Origin of the sequence: Fictibacillus nanhaiensis (assembly GCF_036213205.1) — a bacterium.
Lineage (GTDB): Bacteria > Bacillota > Bacilli > Bacillales > Fictibacillaceae > Fictibacillus > Fictibacillus nanhaiensis_E.
Genome location: NZ_JARMFC010000029.1, coordinates 1 through 22608 on the forward strand (window position 1 = coordinate 1; position 22608 = coordinate 22608).

Genomic DNA, 22608 nt, shown 5'->3' on the forward strand with positions numbered 1-22608 from the left:
TTTTTATCTCCTACAAGGCTTAATAAAGTATCCGTAGCGTAAGGATCACCGAAACGTCCCATTGCTGAAACCACACAAACCACTTTATAGCCTTCATCTACAGCTTTGTTAATGTGACGAATCGCTTCGACGCGTCCTGTATCATCTTTTAAAGAAGTTCCCCCAAATTTTTGCACGATTATCTTCATGAATACACCTTCTTTGTAAAATTAAAGCAGATTTAATGTGATTAAGCTCTCTGCGATTTGTACTGAATTATATGTAGCGTTTTAAAGCAAGGTATCTAAGACTACTCATATGTGATAGTCAATATCACGGGCGATGTTTTGACGTTCTCTACTTAAGTGATTATGATAATCATTCTCAATTGTTAATTATACTAAACCGCTTTGTTTTGTCAATTCAATTTCATTACTATTTTAAAAAAAGAAAATTATTCGCTGTTGTACCAAAGGTAGCGTAGAAAGTGACGAGACCTTTTATTACAGTCTATGAAAGTGAGACCAACCATAAGAAAAACTAAAAAACGTGGAGAAAGGGACGGAAAATGAGAGGTTTTAACATAATGATTACTGTTGTAGTTGATCAGTATAGAAGCGGCAGCTTAATTGCTCGTAAGGGGTTTAGGACGGGACGTGTAGGGCCGGTAAGAAATTCATGGCTTAAATTGGAGAAGAAGACAGGATTTGATGTAAGCAAATGCTTATATCTCCGTTTCAAAATCCAATTCAAACGACTGTGAAATTCCTAAAAACAAAAGCACTGTCAATCTAACAGTGCTTACTGAGTCTGTTCTGTATCTAAAATGTTTTGGTAGAATCAATCTCTAAAGCTTTTGATTAGCGATCATTCATATTTTTTGAATTGAAAAATTTCCTCTGGTTGACAATTAAATGTTTGACAGAGCATTGCTATCACTTTGAGACTCACAAATTCACCTTTGTTTATCTTTAAAAGTGCGTTAGAATTTACAACTGCTCTTAAATCCGTTAAGAACATAGAATTCTGTTCTAATAGCTTCCATAATCCTGAGTAATCAGGTTTTAGCTTTAAATTCAGTAACATGTGTTCACATCCTTATTTACTTACTTTATAATCGTATTTTACCTCATTTATGATCAATTCGTCAGTTCGCTTTACAAATAGGTGTTTTAATAATGCATAACATTTAGGGAACAGACTCGAATAGAAGGGATCTTATATTCAATAAGGACAAATCGATAATCTTTTGCTGGTATACATAACAGATTAAAATGGCTAATTGCATAAAAACACCTTAACTTGCTAATAATTTTTGATATAGGTTAGGTGATAGTAGTGGGTAATATAGTGAACGAAATTGAATCTAAGTTGACCAACCAAGCGGATTTTCTTTGCGAAGAAATGTTGATTAATCAAACCTCATGCTATTTAATCGGAATGAATTCTTTAGTTGATTTTCCTAAATCAAAACTATACATTCAACAAATGGTTACTGACTGTAATAGTACAGTACAATCTATTGTTATTTCCATAAGTGACCAGATAAACGTAAGTAAAGAAGAAGCCATTAATGCGGTATTAGAAGGGAAGCTAGTGATTGTAACGAGTGAAGGTGTTATTGCGGTTATAAATCCTGTATCTCAAAATCTCAACAGAAGCATTGAAGAACCCAAAAACGAGAGTCCAATTCAGGCTTCAATGAATGCCTTTGGAGAAGATATCAATATCAACGTTGGACTTATTAGAAAAAGGCTGAATACTGAACGTCTACAGCATCTTTCCTATCAAACTGGGAATTTAGAAAAGCGCAAGATATCCATGCTTTATATTAAAGGTCATGCGCCAGATACTCTAATCGACAATGTGAAACAACGATTAGAAGGAATTAAATATGATATTGAAACAATAGATGACCTTAACAAGCAGTTTGAACACCGTAGACTTAGTCCAGTTAGTCATCTATCTCCTACTGAATTGCCGATCCAAGCAATCCATGCACTAAAGAAGAACCGTATTGTAATATTTATTGATAATTACCCTTTTGCTTTAATTTTTCCAAATCTAGTTTGGGATATGCTAAGCGCTGTAAATGATCGGAATTTCCCTTTCGTTCTAACTTGTATGCTTCGCGTTTTTAGAGTGATAGGAGCTTTATCTACCATTATCTTACCTGCCTTATACGTAGCATTAGTCTCAGTTAACCCCGGAATTTTTAGGACAGATCTTGCCTTATTTGTAGCAAAGAGTAGAGAAGGTATCCCGTTATCAGCTTTTCTTGAAACCATTTTAATGGTGGTTATAGTTGATTTGATACTAGAAGCAATTACGAGGCTACCTAAGAGCGTAGGACCAGCTATTACAATGGTTGGAGGAGTCATTCTGGGACAGGCGATGGTTGAAGCTAAGCTCGTCAGTAATTTGTTAGTTATCGTAATAACGGCAGTTGTGATCGCCAGTTCTGCAGTCATTGGCATGCAGAACTCCTTGTACATCCGATTATTAAAGTACCCTATTTTAATTTTAGCATCCTTCTTCGGCATATTAGGAGTATGTGCAGGATTAATATTCACATTAATTTATTTGGCAAGTTTAGAGTCTGAAGATATATCTTATCTAACATTTTATATTGAACCTGAGGGTGAGAGCTAGTGACATATCGAATACAATTAGGGGTTGTTTTCATTATATTGCATTTAAGCTTCAGCTATATAATCTACCCTAATCTAGTATATTCCTTAACAAGAACCGCTCATTGGGAAGTGGTGATGTGGCAAGGCTTTTTTCAAATACTTTTACTACTGATTTTCTTAAGGGGATTAAGCTATTTTCCAAAGAATGATGTAGTAGAAATTTTTTTAAAGATGGGGAAAGGTATTGCCATCTTTTTTCTAATGCCTTTGGCCATCAATCTAGTGGGTTTGATTGCTCTCAATCTGCGTATTCATACGGATGTTATTACAGCATTATTTTTACCTCGTACACCTTATTGGTCGATCACAATCTTATTGTTTTTGATCTCCGTATATACGGCAGTTAACGGCTTTAAAACAATCTTACGTTCCTCAGTTTTTATATTCTTAATCGTACTTCCTTTAGTTTTGTTTAACTTATTCTCATCTTATGTAAATATTGATATAGAAAACGTTCAAACAGTTTGGAATTCTCCTCCAAAGTTCTTATTAGATATTAACTTTTTTTATGTGATAGGGTTTTCACCCTTTTTAGTTTTGGGCTTTGTATCTTCTAAAGTAAGACTAACACTTCAGCAGGTTTTTATAGTTTCAATTAGTGTGTTCCTTTTTTTCCTTTCTGTAGTATATATACCTTTATTTATTTTTGGTCCCGAAACAGTAGTTACGCTAAACGACCCCTTCTTAGAAGCTATGGATACAATAGATATCAGCTGGTTTTCTTTTAATAGGCAAACGATGTTTTTTGGTCTATCACTAATTGGATTAGTTATTGTCGCTAATTCAGTGTTACTTTGGGTAACTGGGCAAATTATTCAACGATTATTTATGTACGGTACGCAAAAAAAATCATATGGAATGATTGTCTCTTCTACATGTGTATTAATCGTGGCTTTACTTGTTCCTTCTCAATCCATGGTTAAAAAATACTTTCTGTGGAGTATGGGTATACAAACATATTCTACAATCGTAATTTCAATTTCTTTATTTCTCTACGGAATTTTTAAACAGAGGGAGATGAAGATACATGAAAAGAAGTAAGATCTATAAAGCTCTAGTTGTATTTATCTTGACCATATTTCTCTCTGGTTGTTGGGATATTAAGGATGTAAATAAACGCTCCATCCCATTAGTAATGGGTATCTCTAAAGAAGGAGACAAGAATTTTGAATTGACTTTGCAGATTCCGATACCCAAGAGTGAAAACCAGGTTTCAAGGACAGTAACAGAAAGAAGTGGAAGTATAGCAGGTGCGCTTGGGAAAATCCAAACAAACTCTGAAAATGCAATGGATTATTCACAAATACAGTTAATTGTCATTCAAAAGAATTTAGCAAGAAATGAACAAGAGTTTAAGAATTTGATCAAATTCTTAATGGGTTCTGAAGAAATCCCATCTCGGGCATTAGTAGCTATCACTAGTGAGAATGTAAAGAATGTTTTATCTAATATCAATGATAAATTAGGCGTCCACGCCTCAGCCATATATGATTATTTTTACAAGGGTTCTGTTTGGTCACCTGAACTTTTCAGCACTCCGATTTGGGCAGTTTATCGAAGTTTGTTTTTATCAACAAAAGATATTGCGATTCCGTCTGTTCGGTCAGGAAAAGACACTGTATTGGTATTTGAAGGCTCCTATATTTTTAAAAGAGGAAAATTAACGGATAGAATAAGCCCTGAGGAAACACAATTGATTAATATGTTTAACAACAAGAAGATCAAAGGGAAAATAGAGACATTAGGCTTTGCGAGCGTTGTGATCACAGATAATTCAATTTCAAGTGAAGTATCATTAAAAAATGATATAGCGCATATATCAAGTACATTAGATTTAGAAATACATGTCTTAGAGAAAGAAGATGGAGTTACAAATAAACAGATTGAAAAAAAGCTGGAAAAAGTTAATAAAGAACGATTTTACACGCTATTAAGTAAGACTCAAAAGAATAATACTGACATCTTCGGTTTTGGGCAACAATTTCAGAATGTAATTCCATATCCGAAATTGTATCATTGGAGAAATGAGTATTATCCACATTTAAAAATGAAGTTTAAGGTCAAAGCCAAGATTGAATAATCTGTTACTAATTATCGATTAATAATATTGAATAATTTGAATTAATAATCTATAATCATCTCAAACACTCCCCAAAGAGTAACAAAAAAGACTAGACATAAAAAATGTCTAGTCTTTTTTGTTTTATGATTCCTGTGTTTTAATCAATCTTCAATCAATCTACAAGATTGACATTTTTCTTGACTACTTCTTTGTTGATCCTTCAAACAAAATAAAAAGTTTTCTTTCGATTGAATTAATTATTTCTTTTCCAACTTCTTCTTCAATAAGTCCTAACCGAACTGCAAAATTTATCTCACGTGATAGACCAAATATATGTGTATCTAATACCTCCTCGTAAAGGGGGCAATGAGGTAAAGTTAAATGTTCCATTTGAACTTTAATTAATTGTAGAAGTAATTCAGCATCAGCATTTATGATATCAAGAGCTTTTTTACATATAGTTGAATCATCCATCAGATCTACACCAATCCTTACGTAGTAAGAGCTCCTTTCTTTATTTAAACTGCAGCTTAGTATATCAGTGACATCCACTATCTTACTTGAAAAATTTTCAAACAACGATAATGTGTTATATGACACAAGTTAATGTTCAATTAAACAATTATCACTCTATCAAGTTTTCACTCTTAACCGATTGTAACATAACAGGAGTATTTTATGACCCGGCTTGTCATTCGATCTTACAACATATTCTAAATAGAAAAAACAATGTTGTCCATTCAGTGATTTATTGTCAACAAGAAACCTTATACTTAAAAAGTTCCATATATGTAGATGTTGTTTTCTATGTAAACTCAAGCAGGATAAGTACTAACTTTATGGGAATATATAGAGGTTTATTTATGTATATGAAATGTAGAAAGCGGCGGAGGCGTTATTGTGGGGCGTGATGAGGTGATCGACTCTTTGAAACGTGTTGTTATTCCAAGTTTAAGAGAAAGAGGTTTTAAGGGTTCGTTTCCTCATTTTTATAGGAAGTTGGATGAACACCATCTAACAAGGAAAAAGTTTTTCAAATCGGTGGTTGATCTCCATATAACAGAACACATGTGGGGAAAGATGTAGGTTTTTCTTTTGGGTTTAATGATTGTAATCATGATGAAGTAGTTACAGATGTTCTACGTGCTCTAAGTGAAGCGAAGCTGAAGATGGGTGGAAGAGCTATCCGAACTGGTGGAACGACAGGCTAGATAGGTAAAAGTATTTTATGCTTAAGTATAAGTTTATATTGGAGAGTGACTCATGAAAAACAAGGTTCTTCCTACCTTCATCGCTACTTGTATGTTGATTCTTTTACTATCATTAAATATTGTGGGTCTGTTAATATCATTGTTCTTTGTAGGGTTATATTTTTTTATGTATTATGAAACGTTGATCGGAGAGAAAATGAGATTTCCTATCTTTTTATTTGCGCTTCTCAAGGGAATCGCTGTGATGGTGTTCGGCTATATGACCTTTGGAGAGAGTTGGGATTTTGCGTTATTCATCTTTTATCCCATCATCTTTATCTTTCTGTTAGGAATGCCTTTACTTGTCCTTTATCAACCAAACGAAGATCACAATGAGTTTAACAATCATTCGTAAGTCATCTTAAGCATGTAGGAATAGAGAATAGAGAAGGAGATCTTTTAGTCCGGCAGCAAGAACCATCTAAAGTGTGGTTCTCGTCGCTTCGACACTAAACGAATCGATAACTACAGCTTGTAGAACAAGCTGTACGTTCCTGTTCCGTTTACCTTCGGCCGTATCGAACGAGCCGGAAAAAGTAGAGTGACTTAAAAGAATAATAGTGAACGAGTAGCACTTTAGGAAAAGAGAAGAACATAAGAGATGGAGAATAAAAAGAAAAGAGAATAATATGGTAGGCAGCCAAAGCGGCTGCCTTTTTTCTTGCCCTTTGTCTTCCGAATCGTAAAAGAAGCCGTTCCACTAGCCTTCTCTTTGGTAGGGCACCCGAACCTTCCCAACGAGAAGTGAAGTGATCACGTCAAACGGATCAAGGGGCAAAAAACTTTTAAGCTACGCTTATCTCAAACTTTTTGTGCTGATACCCTTGACCGTCCGTCATGGCTTCTTTTTCTCCTCTCTCGAACAAAGGGGCAAAATCATTCCCTTTAGGGGAAGAGATTCGCTTCGGAATACAAAAGGAGGAGAAAGACGATGAAGAAGAGTGTGTACGAGATGGTGACAGAAAGAATCATGGAAGAGCTAGAGAATGGCGTGGTACCTTGGAGAAGACCATGGCTGAGCGGGCGAGCGGTGAACTGGAAGACGCAGAAACCTTATCGCGGAATCAATACGTTCTTACTTCCGGCTGGAGAGTACGCGACGTTTAAACAGATTACAGAAGCGGGAGGGAAGGTGAAGAAAGGGGCAAAATCTCATATGGTGGTGTTCTGGACGTGGCTTGAGAAAGAGGAAGATGAAAAGGAAGATAAAATTCCGTATCTTCGGTATTACAGAGTGTTCCACGTTGGTTCTCAAGTGGAAGGACTGGAGAGTAAAAGAAGGGATGAGACGTTTGATCATGACCCTATCAAGGGGGCAGAGAGAATCGTCAAAGAGTATGGAGATGCGCCGGACTATACTTCTTATAGAGGTCGCGCGGTCTATATGCCGCTCATTGATCGAATCAACTGTCCGCCGTTACAGGATTTTACGGTACGAGAAGAGTATTACAGCACACTGTTTCATGAGATGGTCCACTCTACCGGGCATGAATGTCGGTTGAAAAGAGAAGCGATTGTCTCTAAACACTTTGCGTTCGGTGATGAAAGCTATTCAAAAGAAGAGCTTGTGGCTGAGATGGGAGCGGCGATGTTATGCGGGGTAGCGGGTATTGATAACACGATTCCGAACTCAGCGAGTTATATCAAGAGCTGGTTACGTGTGTTAAAAGAAGACAGTCGCTTCGTCGTACAAGCAGCGGGACAAGCACAAAAAGCGGCAGATTATATCCTCGGTACAGAGGTAGAGAAAGTGAAAATCGCTCCTTAAACAGGAGCTTTTTTACCCGCGTGGAGAAAAAAACGGTGTTTTTTATTTAAGAAAGCAGGCATCGAGCCTGCATAAAGGATAACAGTACTTTAAAGATGGTATCAACTTACTCTTTTGCGACATAAGAACCAGTTGATAAATACCAAAGTAGATAACAACATTATTGACGAGATCCAAAAATAATAACCACTATCATAGTTTGTAATAACTGCTGTGTTTCCTGCCTCATCTAGTAACATAACCCAAGGGAAAAATGATCTGAAAGCTAGTAATAACATAAAGAAATGGCTGATGCTTGTTTCTTTTCCTCTAAACGTTTGAACCGATATGTAAAAGAATAACAAGTTTGCATACCAACTTAAGGTAGACGCTAACAGTCCTGCGAATATACCTAACCCACCCATTAGCACTAACATGACACCGGGTGCGCTATCACCGTCAGACGTTGTAAAAGCAGGTAACATAAGCGATATACAATAAATAGTCCAGATTATTAAAAGAGCAACTTTATTAAGTACTGTTAAATTTTTTTTCATTAATTTGACCTCAGGTGTATTTAAAAAACAAAAACAAAAACAAACTTACTAAAAAGAGATAAAACCAAAGGAAACAGTGATACTATTTTCACCTCTACTTCATTGCTATTGACAAGATACATGACGCACGCTTCCTACTTAATTTTCAATCATAAGTAGATTTCTACATCTTTCTACATACACCTTCCTATTTTTTACAATAAGTTATTAAAGCAGGTAATAATGAACGATAACATGGATATTTATGTTAATATAAACTCATTGATTTTCCATTTTTTTTTTAGGAGAAATGAATATGAGTATCGTACCAATCATGAGACCCGCAACCGGGGATTATTTACACGCTGCTAAACCTTATAAAAGGTTTTTTAAGTCCGTCTATATGAGTAGTGATTTGATCTTTGAAGGAAAAATCTATAGGTTAGTAGGAATTTTTCTGTTTTTTTGGGATTGCGTTTAATTCAGTTAATCACCTTACGTTGTTATAGACGGTTGATATACTCCTTATTCTTTCAAAGTGATAATCAGATAAGTTGGTGCTCAATTGGATAAAAGAACATTACTTTATTTTACCGGTTCTCTTCTATGTATCGTAATCGTCTTGATCCTCTTAAGAGGTCAAGACGATTCGGATGAAAAAGCAAAAATGTTAGCTTATTTAGAAAAAAAGTACGACCAAGAATTTGTTATTGGAGAAGTGGAAACTTATGATCTAGGATTTGCTGCTGGAGAGTGGATCGAAGCTCAAGCAACCCCTGTATTTGACGATAAACTTTTATTTATTGTCACACGTAAAGGAAATCATTCCACGTATAAAGACACATATGAAAAAAAAGTGGTAGACACTACTCTAGCTGAAGAACTCTCACCTAGAATTAAGGAATTAAGTGAAGATGCTCAATTTTATGTTCAGTCATCTTATGACGGTGAGTTAAACAAGCGTTTAACTAAACTATCGTTAAACAAGATTCAACCTTCAGTTGTTGTTGGAATACCTGTAAAAACACCTTTTGATAAAGAAAACTACACCGAGCGTATCCTAACCTTCTTAAATGAAATGGAAAGACAAGAGTTTGAACACTATACCGTGAGAATTGATTTTACCGAAGGGAATAAAGCGAACGTTATGGACAAATATATGAAACTCTCTCAAAAGGATCTGACACAAACAGAAAAAGAGAAACAGGATTTCTCAGAAGTTAAAAGGCAGTATGAAGAAGCGATTATTGAGAAGTTTACCTTTAACAGCAACGAAGTAGATTTTAAGAATGATCCTTACTTTATCCAAAGTTTATTTAACGGTACATTTGTTAACAAATAAACCTTATATAAATAGCATTCAGGTTTAGGAAAGTAAGTGGTAAAAACAGATTCATGATATACTTTTTATAGAAATGAAAGAGGATTAGTCGTTAGGTAAGCTGTCATATACTGAACTATAGAATTCTGGAGGCGATTATGTGGACCGTAAAATAGAAGAACAAGTTATATCTTTTCTAAGTGAAAAGCTAGACGCTTATCTAATAGTTGTTTTCGGTTCCACGGCTAAAGGAACGGACCGAGTAGACAGTGATCTAGATATCGCGTATTTAAGTGATCAAAAAATAGAGAAGTACGACCGTTTCATGTTGGGTCAAGAGCTTGCTGCACTGATTAATAAGGATGTGGATCTTGTTGATTTAAATCAAGCTTCTACGGTATTCGCGGCTCAAATTATTCAATCGGGTAAAACGATACTTTGTAAAGATGATAAACGCAGGATGGAATTTGAGATGAAGACGTTAAAAATGTATGCGAAGTTAAACGAAGAACGAGAGATCGTGATGAAAAGAATTGAAGAGAGTGGATCAATCTATGAAAAATGATGTGATATTAAATAAGATTAGCATCATTGAACGATGCTTAAAACGGATCAATGAAGAGTATGATAACAATCCACTAAACTTAGAGAACTTTACAAAGCAAGATTCAATCATCTTGAATATTCAACGTGCTTGTGAAGCGGCGATTGATCTTGGAATGCATGTGGTAGCAGAAAAGAAACTGGGAATTCCACAAACAAGTCGAGAGACGTTTGATCTCCTACAACAGAACAACATTATCACGTTGGAATTATGTAAGGGACTAAAGGCAATGGTAGGGTTTCGTAATATAGCTGTTCATGACTATCAAGAAGTAAATCTCGAGATTGTACAAAAAATCATTGAAAAACACCTGATAGATTTTAAAATTTACACAGAACAAATTTTAGCATACAACTAAAATAGTAATTAGGTAACGCACTGTTATGATAAAGTAACAGTGCTTTTTTTTGGAGGAAATGTTTATCTTACTTCACAAACTGGCCAGATTGTAGAGTAATGAAATGTCTATTATGTAGTAATTTTGAAAAAAACCAATTAAAACAATAGTTTATTTCTTGGGTGAAATGTGAAATTCCATTGTACACTCCTTCTTCTTAGTAGAGATGGTAAAAATGAAGAAAAATGCAGCTTTATATAGGAACTATCTAAAAAGGTTGTCATAATTATTTATTTATTTTACTTATAAATTCAATCATAATCTTGTAACTATTTGTTAAAACTTTAAAAATGCATTACTCTAAAAGTGCACGGTGCACTTTTAAGGAGGGGTTATAATGTCCATAATTAATGGTATTGATCCTGTAAGTCAAAACATTATAAACGAATTAAATAATGGAGTTAAAGTGAAGGAATTACCACTGAAATATGAAGTAAGTCTAGATCAGGCTAAAAAATTATCAAGACTTAATAATTTGTTGAATGCCGCTAAACAAGAATTGACTGATACATCCTACAAAATGTGTGTTTCTTTAGGTATGAAATCACTCATCCTCGTACCGCTTACTAAAAACAATGAATGGCTTGGGATAGAAGAGATATTAAACAGTATTGACGAAACAATAACAAGAGAAGAATTAAAACGTAACGTACAAGCCCTTTTACATAAGAATGAACGTATTAAGTTGTTTCAAATAGAAGTTAATGAAAAATTTAAGATGTTAGAGAGAAAAAAACACCTCTTAATTGAGAAGAAGGACGAGATTATTAAGCTTTCAGAACGGATAGCAGAACAAATAACTCTCCTTGACATATATCCTATGGAAGTACGTGAATTCTTGATTAATCATTTAGCTGTTACACCCTCAGGCTATATATGTTTGTCAAAAAGGCTCGACTATAATTGGCAAAAATCACTTCAGAAAAAGAATATAATTAGTTTTCAAAAACCACCATTTCAAAAATGGGATAGTGAGTATGATCAGTGGATAAAAGATAACCAGGAAATCGCATATAAGTATGTAATAAATGATGTAAATAAGATTGCTGAAGAATTTATAAAGCGACAAAAACGTGGGTGGGAATGTGAATGGAATTATATTAAAGAAATGAAAAGAGTAGAGAAAAACTCATACTCAAATTGGAATGTCCCTAAAGATTCTTCTTACAAAAATATTGATGGACTATCATCAGATTTATCACTAGAAATGGAAGATATTAAAGCACAAATTGAGTCCATTAATTTGGAAAGCAAAACCATACAACAAGGAATAAACAATTTAAGAAAATCATCACCTCAAAGTTTTATTGAACAAGTAGAAGCGGCTAATACCCTGTCTCAACGAGAACTAAAGAAGCATGGAGAATTACAATACAAAGCTTTAAAATGGCTCTATCAACGTGGTTACAGTTGTGTAAGCGAACTATCTTTGAGTAATGGGAAGCGTGTAGATGTAATAGGCTTTAATGATGTAGGTAATATCATTGCTATAGAAGTTAAGGTGTCTCTAAACGATTTTTTAAGAGATACCAAATGGGAACGTTATTTAGATTACTGTGATGAATTTTATTTTGTATTAGCAGATGAACTTTGGTTTGATGGCCGTCAGGCTGGATTGCTAATTGAAAGCGGAAAATCTTTAGAAAAATCTAAAGATAGTGTACATGGAAGATTAATTACCAGTAGAGATGAGATCCTTTTTTCAGTCTCTAGAGCTTTATCCAAAAAACTCGTTTTTGGCTATTAAGTAATTGTGAAAAATAAGATTAATCGTTATTATATTACTTTTAACTTTTTCCTACAATGTATTATTGTGGAACTGTCAAACTAGCGCAATCTTTGGGACTAATTTTTACACTACCCTTGTGTTTAAATCATTCTGAAGGTTGCTTTTTTTGTTGTATGCAGAACGGAGGTGAAACGCTAATTTAGTAGTTATGAAGAACTAAATGGATCTTGCAGTATGGCCTTGTGAATGGAAATCGGGTGTTAATCATTACAAAACTTTTAAAATTTCACGTACCATAAAAGAATTCTCTCAGGGTATCGGATTCTTCCTCTAACCCTAATCAGTTGTTTACATCTTTAATTAGTATGTTTTTCAATTATAATTTTGTTCTCCTAAATATCCAGACCCACTTTTCTCCTATTCAAATTGGAATTCCTACCTCTATACCACAGCGATGTAAAATAGCTTTTCTTTAAAAAATTCGACATCATAACACCTCAATATATATTTTTTCAGTTTATGTATTTCAGGAAAAATTAACAGATTACTATATAATCCACCATTAAGTTATCTAATTATTCAATAATTAAAAATTTGACGAAATGTTTGTTCGTTATTTATACTTATTAATAACAATCAAGATAAGGATGTATTATCTTGATTGTTAAAAGAAATTAACTCATAATAGATATATAATAATCTATAAAGTTAGTGTTTCTATTTAAATAAGTTAACAAGTAAATCACTAATACTAATTAAAAATAAGTTGATTCTATTTTCAATGTGAGAGGAGAGTCACATGAATAATTTGGAAATCACAAAAGGAAACAGTAAAAGTGAAGAACTAATTGAATTGATACATAATCTGGAAAATAAAAATTTTCTAGATGAAGATCGAAATTTAAACTTGAGAGAAGCGAACGAACGAGATTTTATTGAGATGTTCTTTTTTGCGCGCGTTTTTGTGAAAGGAAAAGAGTTCTCCCATCATACGAAGCGAGCGTACCGAGCCGATGCAAAAACGCTACTCGATTATTTAGCTGAAAACGAACTCACCTTTTCAGACATCGGATATCCAGAAGTAAAAGCGTACAACGAATACATCTCAGAGAAGTATGCTGCTAAGACGGCCATCCGTAAGTTAGAGTTCTTTCGTAGACTGCTCGATTTTGGATACGACACTAAGTATTACGCAGCACCTCTCTCTAGGTGGATTCATAAGCCAGCTGTAAAACGTGGACACTATTTAAACGAAGACAATAAGAATCGTGTACAGCTACGTGAACTGAACCAGGAAGATGCGGAAAGGTTGATCGAATACTTTCCAAAAGTCGTGAGGACCAAACATAAACAAAAACACCTTCAGCAACGAAACTTACTTCTAGGTTATCTCCTTTATACGACCGGACTTCGTGCGAGTGAAATCGTGAACTTGAATAAGGGAAGTTTTTATTATCGTCGGGGTGAACTCTGGGTCGATGTGATAGGTAAAGGAGGAAAACATCGGGAAGTTCCTGTACGTGAAGAAACGGAGAATGAGCTATTACATTATCTCGAAATGTGGGAGGGAAATAGAGAGATAGATTCGAGTGATGAAACGCCTCTTTTTTATTCGCTATATAATAAGGAAGAAACTCGTCAGAGAATCACCTATAATCACCTCTATAAGATTGTAAAAGAGGCTGTTAGGATAGCTGGAGTAAACAAGAGAATCAGTCCTCACTGGTTCCGTCATACGTTTGTTACTACGATGCTTGAGAACGAGGTGCCGCTTGTTGATGTTAAAGAGTGGGTCGGTCACTCGGACATTTCGACCACCAACCTCTATTTGGAACGAGTGAATAAAGGAAAGAGTTATCAGCGTTTGAAAAAAGTACAATTATTTGAAAGCAATAAATCATAAAAAACAGACCTGAAATATTTTTCAGGTCTGTTTATATAACTAGAATAAAGTATTTTGGATCTCACAACTTTTCTAGTTTTTCACCAAGTTCTTTAATTTCTTGTATTATTTTAATCTTCTGCAATTCACATTGGCTACTTTTGTATTCTTCGAACAGTGAACCTAACCTTTGAATAATCTTCGAAACAAGTTCATCTGTATACATTCATTTAGACCTACCTAGTTAATTATTACTACGCGTAATTAATAGTATCACATTCTATCAATTTTGTTAATTTTATACATTGATACTAAAAGTTATCGATTTAGCTCGAATTACCAACAATAATCATAATGGACCAGATCAACTTTGCGCCGATCAGTTGTATACTCCCTTTTAAAGGTCAGGAATAGTATGATCAGTGTGTGATTTGAACTTCAGTAATATTATATTTATTTTATTACAAAGTTTAGACTTAAAAATTATAGTAAATACTAGTAATAGCCTTACAGGGAGGCCAAAAGAACCGAGAGAAATCTCGGTTCTTTTGTTACATATAAGATATTATTATGATTAAACATAGCATTGATGTTAACAATAACATATATATCATTGTCAAAAACAAATGTTTATTTATTTAAAGATAGATTCATGTTTAATAAATTTTATATGTTCAATTCTTCATATAAATTCAACTATACTAACTCCCCTTTTAATAAATTTTGAGATGTATAAGAAGCGTTTCTTCTGGAAATCATAATAATAGAAAGAGTTTAATAGATACATATATGATAATAACTTTTTTGAATATGTTCTTGTTGATGACAAGAAAAAATTAAAAAGAAACATTATTATTAATAACAAAAACATTATTTATAGTAATAATATCCTTATCATATACGTCAACAACATTATCAACATATGTATTAGAGATCATTAACTCTAGGCTTAGAATCCAAAACTGTAAAAGTGCCCAAGCTAAAATATTCAAATGCATCATAAATTTCATCTCTTTGCAGTAGTTTTTCATAAGCAAAACAAAATGTATTGTCATATTGTTTAACTATTAGTTTTTAACATTTAAATGTAAAATCAAAAGTTTATATAATTCATTTAACTATTCTATTTATCTATGACAATCATGACTCGTATAATAATGATGTTAATATTATTGATATCAACATATACAACGTTGTTAATTATGACATATATGCAAAAACAAATGAGCTGCAAGTTAGGTAACGAGCTCTCATTTAGGGGCAGGAATATTGGATACACCATATTTCCAAGAAGAATGGAGTTTACCGGAAGGTCTAATTCTGATTGGTGATGATGGACATAAATGGGTTGCTCTTGATTATAGATATAGTAGGACTAGTCCTATAGTATATATTAATTCTGAAGAAAAAACGATTACGACAATTGCTGCTTCTTTCAATGAATTTTTACCTAATTTTACTGAACCCAGAGATAACAAAGATACAATACTAAAATTAACAGATTCCTATTTTTCTGATCAAAATTTTATCATCAAGTCGATGAATTGGTGAAGCATGGTACAACTATTTGAATTGATCTGTTCTTTAGCAAAACTATCTTTACTAATAATATGCACATTAAACTTTTGGTCGATAAGATGTGGCGGCATCCTAATCCTAATGTGCTGAAGGAAATACCCAAGGTACGATAGATGACGATGACATTCATTAAATGCTAATTGGTATTAAGCATAGTAAAAATAATGAAGCAAAAGAATTAGCTGAATATAGTCTAGAAGTTTTTTATAAGAGAAATAATAGATTTCAAATTTGAGTAATTAAATCTACTATTATGACTCCCCTATCAAAAAATATTTGATGTATAAGAACTGATATATCTGGAAATCCTATTAATAGAAAGAGTTCACTAGATATATATTAATGAAGATGATGATAACAATTAACAATAGTTTTAATATTAATAAAGGTGTTATCATATATATCAACAACATCATAAACATATGTATTAGGATTAATTTTATCAGTTTATGCAAACCAACAACAAAGAGATGAAGTCTCATGTTTCCCATTAATTTACTTTACGAATCTTTTTATATTAAACAATTACGACTATGCATGATTGATACAAACTTCTAGTGTCTTTTGATTAGAAATCTTTATTAGTAAATGAATTAGAGAAGCCAGCCTATACAGTTTTATTATCTTATACATATAAACTATTTTATACACTAAAGACAACAATATTATCTACAATAATGATATAAATATTGTTAAGACTAACATATACAACGCTGTTAATAACGATATATAATTTATAGTAAAAGAGGCCGCTATTTAGCGGCTCTTTTACTATAACTCCTTGTTGTGATCTAATAAATTGCGATTCGCTTTTTTTATATGTTTTTGCTATAGCAAATCGATCATGATCATCACCCATATAGAAAGAGGTGAACACTTTTTTACGTTTACTTTATTAATTAAACGGACATTCTAAGGTGTATCATTTTTATTATTATTGTCTTTGTTATCAATAACAACATTGTCTATATTGTTGTTATTATTATCATATGTTTTGTTAGCGATGTCATATACATTCTTGATGAGCCAATGAGAAAATAGCTCGAAATGTTACACAGATAAATTTTATACATTAACAATATAGTTATTATTGATATTAAAATATACAACGTTGTTAATGATAACATATGTTATTAAAAGGAAAGAGCCGCTTTCTAGCGGCTCTTTTCGATAACTCCGTATTGTTCTAATAAATTGCGAATGGCTTTATTAATCAGTTTTGATTTGTCACCTTTCTCACCACGAGAAGCAATGTTGTCGACTTCTATAGCGAGGTCGGGATCCATGTAGAAGGAAGTGAAAACTTTCTTACGTTTTTGTTTCTTCACTTTGTTACCTGAAGCAAGCATTCTAAGGTAATCATCGTCTTCATCATTGTTGTCGTTGCTATCATCAACAACATTGTCAATGATGTTGTTGGTCTTATCATATGTTTCACTAGCAACTTCATCTTCATTCTTAATGATATCTTCTTCAACAACATTATTTATATCATTATCTTTAACTTCCTTCTTTTCATCAACAGTGTCATATGAATTAAAGAAAGCTTGAGTGGCGTTTGGCTTTTTAATTTTATCCTTGAGGCTGCTCTTGTTTGACACGTTTCTTCAGCTCCTTCACGAATGGGATGTAGTATTCTAGTGCATTCTTAAGTTCTGGGTTCTCATCAAACCCGGTTATCGCTAAGCGTCGGGTAGCAGCTTTTCGTTTAATGATCGTTTTAAAACGAACCCCAGGGTAATCTTCATCAACGGATTCTTCCATGATCTCGTTCTCTTTCGCGCGTGCATCAATGAGCGAGAAAAGGATTCCTGCGGTCTCTAGGTTAGGGTTATAACGTTCTTTCGCTCCTTCTATGATCTCAAGGAACTTAGGGATCGCATAATACGCAAACATGGACCCATCAAACATAACGACTGCGTAACTTCCTGCTTTTGAGTATGTACTAAGAGGCATTACCGTATGTTCAGATAGAGCTGGCGGTGTATCGATGATGATCCAATCATAATCTTCCATAACAGGCTCTAAAGCTTTTTGTAGTGCATCTAAACCAAGACCGTTCTCGTACATCATTCGTGGTAATGTAGCTAGGAAATCATTTGCAGGAATAAGATCCAGGTTCTCTGAGATCTTAATGATATACTTTCTTGCATCACCATCAAGAATCGCTTCTAATACAGTTCTTTTTTCAAAGACGTTACAGATATCATACTCACTCGTTAGGAAACTAGTTAAGTTTCCTTGTCCGTCCATATCTACTGTTAGGACTCTTTCTTTTTTACTGAGAAGGTATGAAGTGATACCACTACTGATAGACTTCGAACAGCCACCTTTACTGATACCAAAAGTAACTATTTTAGCTGTCAAAATTTCCACCTCACTATAATTCTAGTATTTGTTACTTATCATTTTACCATCAAAATTGTAGTTAACGATAAGGATGTTATCGACAATAACATCTAGTATGTTACAGCATATCTTTATAAGTTGTCGATATTTTCAACATTGTGAACAATAACAATTATAACATGTACCATAACTACAATAACATAGATAACATATATATCATTATTAACATATATTTAAACATTAATACATCAACTCATTATCAATATTGAGAATAATAGACATCATAATAAAGTGTTATTGTCTTTAATTCCTTTTGAAAGAAAAGGTACGGATCTTATATGAATCTGGGTTCGTGTTAACAGAAATACGAATATAACATTATTAGTAGCAATGATAACAATGTTTACGACTTATACAATTATATTGCTAGCAGTGATAAAGAATATTTTAATATATATATTATTAACAACATATATATCGTAGTTAAATTTGTATATAAAAAATACATATACGATAACAATGAAAATGACGATAAGGATAAACTTGTTGTTACTTGATACAACAATATTAATAATCTTTCAACTTATACAGCAGGATGTATTGTTACTTTGAGATATATGTATAAGATATATTAACTTCAATAATATCAACATTAAGAATAATATTTTTATCTATATTAGCAATAACAATTTATAAATCATTTTATACAACATAATATATGTTATCTATGACATATGTGGTTCAATGTATATTAACACTAATCATAAAAGTGTTAATGATAATAATGCAATCATTAAAAACATCTTAAATTTGTTGTATACATCATCATATATATCATCTGCAATATATGTATTTACATATCCATAACAATAATTTTAAGAACGCTGCTGACAATAATGTAATCATTAAAAACAACTTATAATTTGTTGTATACATCATCATATATATCATATGCGATATATGCATTTACATATCCATAACAATAACTTTAAGAATGCTGATGATAATAATGTAATCATTAAAAACAACTTATAATTTGTTGTTTACATCATCATATATATCATCTGCAATATATGCATTTGCATATCCATAACAATAACTTTAAGAATGCTGATGACAATATTGTGTTCAACAATAACAATTTATAATTCATTGTATAATTCACTATATACAACAATAACAACATATGTTTTTTATATTGGTACACCTGGTTGAAAATAATAGTAAAAACACTATATGTTTATTATCAATAATTTTGCTGGCATGTTTATCTCTAACATTAAGTTATATAATGTCGTATATGTTAAAACATACAATATATACAACATATGTTTTATATAAAAAAGAACACTTACCAACTAAGGTAAGTGTTCTTTTACTTTGCAACCTTTTCTTTTAGCCAATTCAACATCTTTACTTCGTTGTTTTTATTCTGTCGTTTGTTCTCTCGTTTGATGTAACGAGAGAGGGTAGTGTGTGCAATACCGATTTCACTCGCGGACTGACGGATACTCATACCTAGCGAATCAATCATCTCTTTAATCGATGTTGGTGTCAATTTGATCTCTGCAGAGAAATCAAATACTTGTTGTTCCGGTTCATCTTCAACTTCAACCTTGATCGGTGTTACATCAATCGTTGAAGCCGTTTCAGAATGAAGTTTCCACGGTAGGGGAGTTTCTTCCACCTTCGAAACTAGTAAGTTATCTTGTGTAAGCTTCTGCATACGAGCAATAATCTGTTCATCTGCATCATGATCAGATGAAATCAAGTTTTTTCTGTTCTCTTTAACAAGTGCATCATGAGGGAGGATGACTACTTTTATCTCAGACCAATAGTTTTTGAACCATCCCTTTTTACCGACCATCTCTTCGTCGATCTCTTCTGTATAATGCCACGTTTTGATCACATCATCTTTTTGTAGCTCATCAAGTACGTTCTCAAACTTGTCTCGAATCTGTACACCGTTGTACCTCGTTGAGATATCTAGCACTTTTAAGATGGTTGATACTTTAAACGGTTGGTTTAGTGATCTTCTCATCGTACGAATCTTCCATTGAAGATTTAAGTAGCGTGCTAATCGTTTCTGTTCACGCTGGGTATAGTGACTGTATTGAAAGATCTTCAGATCAAGAAGACCGATAGACCGGTTCGGTCCTTCTAGATAAGGTGTAAGAATTGAAGTCGGTTTTACTTGAACCGCATAAATTCCTCGTGCTTCACCCGTCTTCTTATCGTAAGCCACACGTATCTTACCGATCTCAAACATTCTCTGGAAATCTTTAAACTTATAAAGCTCGTTATCTTGCATTTCTTCAGCGTTGATCACTTTTACTTTTTGGTCACCGAGCGATACCCAGATCGAAGAGAGGGCAGCAACACGTTTCATGATGTTAAAGCGATCTTCCTCGCGATAATCCAGCTCTCGTCCGTTTGAACTACGTTTACGGAGGTTACGAAGACGAAGAGCGTCGCTGCTGTGAAATTCTATGTATCCATCGCTATCTTTAGGTGTGACCATCCAAAGGTAGGTGATGAGGTCGAAGAGGTCCGCTGTCATCTCATCTAACGAGCTAAGAGTAGATTCAATCAACTCCAGCCAGATTTCTTGTTGGTCAGAGGCTAGCTCCCTGACACCTGTATCATTGGGTCTTAACTCTGCCATGCCACGAACCTGCCCCTTGTTGTCTACGATTTCTGTACCCAAGTAACCTGTGTCACCTTCTTTGTATTCTTTCTTCTTTGTAACGATGTCACGCATGAGGTGGAAATCGATATCCATGCTAGAGTAGATATACTCTCGGTCGAGTGCTTCTTCGATCTTTTCTTCGTTCACACTGCGTTTGATCTCAATGTTTGGAAACTCCTGCATCAGGTGGCCAGCTAGTAAGAGCTTGATCGTATCTTTATAGCGATCGACCGCGTCGCGAATCATGTGCTTCGTGATATGTTCACCAGAATAAAGAGTTTCTGTATATAGAAAGTATAGAGCGCGAAAACTTGGCCGCATCTTCTCACAAGGAGCTTGCTGACGAGTCTCGCTATCTGTCATCTGGTATGCATCTTGTTGCCAGTGCTCTAGTACATGAGGACGGTCTTCATAAAGTATTTTTGTTTCTTCATAGATAACTGCTTTTAATAGTTTATAGTTTAATATCAAACGATCAGGTATGTTTTCATAATTCATAACAAACACCCTCTCTAATTTTAATAATAGTTATGTAAAAAATGCACCACTACAAACATTATACCAGTCATTTTGAGCATGAAAGGGTCAATTATGCACCAAAAAAGGATTTTCAACAATAAAATGCACCAGAATTACATGAGTTGAGCGGAACCTGTGTACCAAAAATGCACCATACCAAAGGTTTTAATATAAAAATGCACCATTCGTGCACCACTTCAGCGGAACTTGTATACAAAGTAACGGTTTTGTGCACCATTCTACATAGTATTTGTTCAAGGATCTCTTTTAAGAGCAGCTAAGTGTAATGGCAACTATTTAGACTTATTTCAATGAATAAATAAAATACTTACTAACGTTAATTTGAAGGATTTTAGAAACAGATAATTGATCATTAATATCAAAACAAGTCCTATAATTTCTAAGTAAATGTGATGAGGCTCACCTAGAAGTGAGCTCTTTTTATGGTCTTTTATTTCTCAAACTTGGGCCATATTGTTAGGGATGGAAGGTGATTAGATAGTTCATCTTGAAATTGTCTGTTATGCCAGAACAACAGACCGCAAAAGAATTGGAGGAGATAGAAAATGAATATAAGGGTACTTTTGTTACAGCAATGGGCAAGCTACTTAGATCAGGAGGACTGGTTTCCACCACTTGAAAAAGTGCTAAAGGATATCACTTTGGAACAGGCAATTTGGAAACCAGTTGAAGGGGCACATTCCATTTGGGAATTAGTTTGTCATTTGCTTTTCTTTGAAAAAAGAATTCTGTTACGATTTCTTGGTGAAACAGCGAATGAACCACAGGCAGAAAATAATGACGCTACATATCGATTACCAACTGAAACGTCTCAAAATTGGCAGAATACAAAACAAGAATACTTTAATGTTCATCGTGAACTTGAAAAAATACTTGCAACATCAGAACTAGTAGATTTGTATAGAGAAATCCCTGAAGACAATCCATTAATGATTGAATTGAGAGTTTAGCGATGCACGACGCCAATCATATTGGGCAAATTGTATTTCTTAGTAAAATGCAGGGAGCTTGGGCAGCGACACGTAGCTTTTAAAAATTTATTAGCATTTAGTTATTCCATTATAGAGTGCATTTCTTCAAGAAGGAGAAGTACTTTTTTTATTGAATTAATAAAGAATTTGAAACGGACACTTCATGGTTAATTTTTACTTTTGGAGGTTGGACGATGGGTCAAGGAATAGATACAGTCAATCGAGAGCATTCATAAACAACTTGAAATTTCATTGAGTGCAATAAACTTGTTTTTAGGTAC

At 33.7% G+C, this 22608-nt stretch carries 20 protein-coding genes and 1 pseudogene; 13 read left to right on the top strand and 8 right to left on the bottom strand.

Features of this window, described 5'->3' with window-relative positions; translation table 11 throughout:
* Positions 1-188, bottom strand: a pseudogene (locus P4V41_RS20240) (aspartate kinase); the annotation flags it as partial.
* 658 nt (positions 189-846) lie between these two features.
* Positions 847-1065, bottom strand: coding sequence for a helix-turn-helix transcriptional regulator (locus P4V41_RS20245; protein ID WP_328086958.1), 219 nt, complete (start codon positions 1063-1065; stop codon positions 847-849).
* Between the two features lie 264 nt (positions 1066-1329).
* Between P4V41_RS20245 and P4V41_RS20250 the strand changes: the two genes are divergently transcribed.
* From P4V41_RS20250 to P4V41_RS20260, 3 genes are read left to right on the top strand one after another with little or no spacing between them, the layout of a single operon-like run.
* The gene (locus P4V41_RS20250) at positions 1330-2631 is read left to right on the top strand and encodes a spore germination protein (protein WP_328086960.1); all 1302 of its coding nucleotides are present in this window, start codon (positions 1330-1332) and stop codon (positions 2629-2631) included.
* Positions 2631-3713, top strand: a complete 1083-nt coding sequence (locus tag P4V41_RS20255; protein WP_328086961.1) for a GerAB/ArcD/ProY family transporter — start codon at positions 2631-2633, stop codon at positions 3711-3713. Before P4V41_RS20250 ends, P4V41_RS20255 begins: the two co-directional genes overlap by 1 nt.
* Complete coding sequence (locus P4V41_RS20260) at positions 3700-4752, top strand: Ger(x)C family spore germination protein (RefSeq protein WP_328086962.1); 1053 nt, start codon at positions 3700-3702, stop codon at positions 4750-4752. Before P4V41_RS20255 ends, P4V41_RS20260 begins: the two co-directional genes overlap by 14 nt.
* 183 nt (positions 4753-4935) lie before the next feature.
* Here the strand turns inward: P4V41_RS20260 and P4V41_RS20265 are convergent, their stop codons facing one another.
* The gene (locus P4V41_RS20265; RefSeq protein ID WP_328086964.1) at positions 4936-5208 is read right to left on the bottom strand and encodes a DUF1507 family protein; all 273 of its coding nucleotides are present in this window, start codon (positions 5206-5208) and stop codon (positions 4936-4938) included.
* Positions 5209-5804: 596 nt separating this feature from the next.
* Here P4V41_RS20265 and P4V41_RS20270 point away from each other — a divergent pair.
* The 3 genes from P4V41_RS20270 to P4V41_RS20280 all read left to right on the top strand — a co-directional run bounded on the left by P4V41_RS20270 (position 5805) and on the right by P4V41_RS20280 (position 7752).
* Positions 5805-5945 (top strand): hypothetical protein, encoded by a 141-nt coding sequence (locus tag P4V41_RS20270; RefSeq protein ID WP_328086965.1) that lies wholly within the window; start codon positions 5805-5807, stop codon positions 5943-5945.
* A 52-nt stretch (positions 5946-5997) separates the two neighbouring features.
* On the top strand, positions 5998-6339 hold the full coding sequence (locus P4V41_RS20275) for a hypothetical protein (protein ID WP_328086966.1): 342 nt from the start codon (positions 5998-6000) through the stop codon (positions 6337-6339).
* Between the two features lie 576 nt (positions 6340-6915).
* A complete protein-coding gene (locus tag P4V41_RS20280; RefSeq protein ID WP_328086967.1) occupies positions 6916-7752 on the top strand; it encodes an ArdC family protein in 837 nt (278 codons plus the stop codon).
* Between the two features lie 101 nt (positions 7753-7853).
* Here P4V41_RS20280 and P4V41_RS20285 read toward each other — a convergent pair whose 3' ends face one another.
* Positions 7854-8288, bottom strand: a complete 435-nt coding sequence (locus tag P4V41_RS20285; protein WP_328086968.1) for a hypothetical protein — start codon at positions 8286-8288, stop codon at positions 7854-7856.
* A gap of 544 nt (positions 8289-8832) precedes the next feature.
* On the opposite strand from P4V41_RS20285, the gene P4V41_RS20290 reads away from it, so the two are divergent.
* The 5 genes from P4V41_RS20290 to P4V41_RS20310 all read left to right on the top strand — a co-directional run bounded on the left by P4V41_RS20290 (position 8833) and on the right by P4V41_RS20310 (position 14221).
* On the top strand, positions 8833-9609 hold the full coding sequence (locus tag P4V41_RS20290; protein ID WP_328086969.1) for a hypothetical protein: 777 nt from the start codon (positions 8833-8835) through the stop codon (positions 9607-9609).
* 139 nt (positions 9610-9748) lie between these two features.
* Positions 9749-10153 carry a type VII toxin-antitoxin system MntA family adenylyltransferase antitoxin gene (gene mntA / locus P4V41_RS20295; RefSeq protein ID WP_328086971.1) on the top strand — a complete coding sequence of 135 codons (405 nt, stop codon included), beginning with the start codon at positions 9749-9751 and terminating at the stop codon, positions 10151-10153.
* A complete protein-coding gene (gene hepT, locus P4V41_RS20300) occupies positions 10143-10550 on the top strand; it encodes a type VII toxin-antitoxin system HepT family RNase toxin (RefSeq protein ID WP_328086972.1) in 408 nt (135 codons plus the stop codon). Before mntA ends, hepT begins: the two co-directional genes overlap by 11 nt.
* 376 nt (positions 10551-10926) lie before the next feature.
* Positions 10927-12336: an MmcB family DNA repair protein gene (locus P4V41_RS20305; RefSeq protein WP_328086973.1), complete on the top strand. Its 1410-nt coding sequence runs from the start codon at positions 10927-10929 to the stop codon at positions 12334-12336.
* Positions 12337-13117: 781 nt separating this feature from the next.
* Positions 13118-14221 (top strand): tyrosine-type recombinase/integrase, encoded by a 1104-nt coding sequence (locus P4V41_RS20310; RefSeq protein WP_328086975.1) that lies wholly within the window; start codon positions 13118-13120, stop codon positions 14219-14221.
* A 61-nt stretch (positions 14222-14282) separates the two neighbouring features.
* Here the strand turns inward: P4V41_RS20310 and P4V41_RS20315 are convergent, their stop codons facing one another.
* Entirely contained in the window at positions 14283-14426 is a 144-nt protein-coding gene (locus P4V41_RS20315) for a hypothetical protein (protein ID WP_328086976.1), read from the bottom strand.
* A 1043-nt stretch (positions 14427-15469) separates the two neighbouring features.
* Here P4V41_RS20315 and P4V41_RS20320 point away from each other — a divergent pair.
* Complete coding sequence (locus P4V41_RS20320; RefSeq protein ID WP_328086977.1) at positions 15470-15751, top strand: SMI1/KNR4 family protein; 282 nt, start codon at positions 15470-15472, stop codon at positions 15749-15751.
* Positions 15752-16932: 1181 nt separating this feature from the next.
* On the opposite strand, the gene P4V41_RS20325 is transcribed toward P4V41_RS20320, so the two are convergent.
* From P4V41_RS20325 to P4V41_RS20335, 3 genes are all read right to left on the bottom strand, one after another.
* Positions 16933-17379, bottom strand: coding sequence for a hypothetical protein (locus P4V41_RS20325; RefSeq protein WP_328086978.1), 447 nt, complete (start codon positions 17377-17379; stop codon positions 16933-16935).
* Positions 17351-18145: a ParA family protein gene (locus P4V41_RS20330; RefSeq protein WP_328086979.1), complete on the bottom strand. Its 795-nt coding sequence runs from the start codon at positions 18143-18145 to the stop codon at positions 17351-17353. Before P4V41_RS20330 ends, P4V41_RS20325 begins: the two co-directional genes overlap by 29 nt.
* A 1357-nt stretch (positions 18146-19502) precedes the next feature.
* Positions 19503-21314, bottom strand: a complete 1812-nt coding sequence (locus P4V41_RS20335; RefSeq protein WP_328086982.1) for a helix-turn-helix domain-containing protein — start codon at positions 21312-21314, stop codon at positions 19503-19505.
* A gap of 587 nt (positions 21315-21901) precedes the next feature.
* Between P4V41_RS20335 and P4V41_RS20340 the strand changes: the two genes are divergently transcribed.
* Positions 21902-22306: a DinB family protein gene (locus tag P4V41_RS20340; RefSeq protein ID WP_328086983.1), complete on the top strand. Its 405-nt coding sequence runs from the start codon at positions 21902-21904 to the stop codon at positions 22304-22306.
* Positions 22307-22608 lie beyond the last annotated feature (302 nt).